At 53.2% G+C, this 1005-nt stretch carries 1 rRNA gene; it reads left to right on the top strand.

From position 1 onward, the window contains the following. Positions 1 to 1005 (top strand): 23S ribosomal RNA (locus tag KXG62_RS33810); the annotation flags it as partial.

Below are 1005 nucleotides of genomic sequence, written 5' to 3'. Positions count from 1 at the left end.
AGCGAAAGCGAGTCTGAATAGGGCGCTTAAGTTTGCAGACGTAGACCCGAAACCGTGTGATCTACCCCTGTCCAGGGTGAAGGTGCGGTAACACGCACTGGAGGCCCGAACCCACGAATGTTGAAAAATTCGGGGATGAGGTGGGGGTAGCGGAGAAATTCCAATCGAACTCGGAGATAGCTGGTTCTCCCCGAAATAGCTTTAGGGCTAGCCTCGGGAGATGAGTCGTGGAGGTAAAGCACTGATTGGGTGCGGGGCCCGCCAAGGGTTACCAAGTCCAGTCAAACTCTGAATGCCACAGACTTTATCCCGGGAGTCAGACAGTGAGTGCTAAGATCCATTGTCAAGAGGGAAACAGCCCAGATCATCAGCTAAGGTCCCCAAGTGTGTGTTAAGTGGGAAAGGATGTGGAGTTGCACAGACAACCAGGATGTTGGCTTAGAAGCAGCCACCATTGAAAGAGTGCGTAATAGCTCACTGGTCGAGTGACTCTGCGCCGAAAATGTAACGGGGCTAAACACACCACCGAAGCTATGGCTAGACGACGTAAAGTCGTCCTGGGGTAGGGGAGCGTTGTATGCGGGTTGAAGTCAGATCGTGAGGACTGGTGGACTGCATACAAGTGAGAATGCCGGTATGAGTAACGAAAAGACAAGTGAGAATCTTGTCCGCCGTAAGCCTAAGGGTTCCTGAGGAAGGTTCGTCCGCTCAGGGTAAGTCGGGACCTAAGGCGAGGCCGAAAGGCGTAGTCGAAGGACAACAGGTTGAAATTCCTGTACCACCGTGAACCGTTATGAGCAATGGGGTGACGCAGAAGGATAGTGACGCGAGCTGATGGATGCTCGTCCAAGCAGTGAGGCTGATACGTAGGCAAATCCGCGTATCGTAAGGCTGGGCTGTGATGGGGAGGGAAAATTACAGTACCGAAGGTCATGAGTTCAAGCTGCCAAGAAAAGCCTCTAGCCAGGGAGAAGGTGCCCGTACCGCAAACCGACACAGGTAGGC

The sequence above is a fragment of the Paenibacillus solanacearum genome, from assembly GCF_910593845.1.
GTDB lineage: Bacteria > Bacillota > Bacilli > Paenibacillales > NBRC-103111 > Paenibacillus_G > Paenibacillus_G solanacearum.
This window is presented reverse-complemented; position numbering and strand designations above follow the sequence as displayed.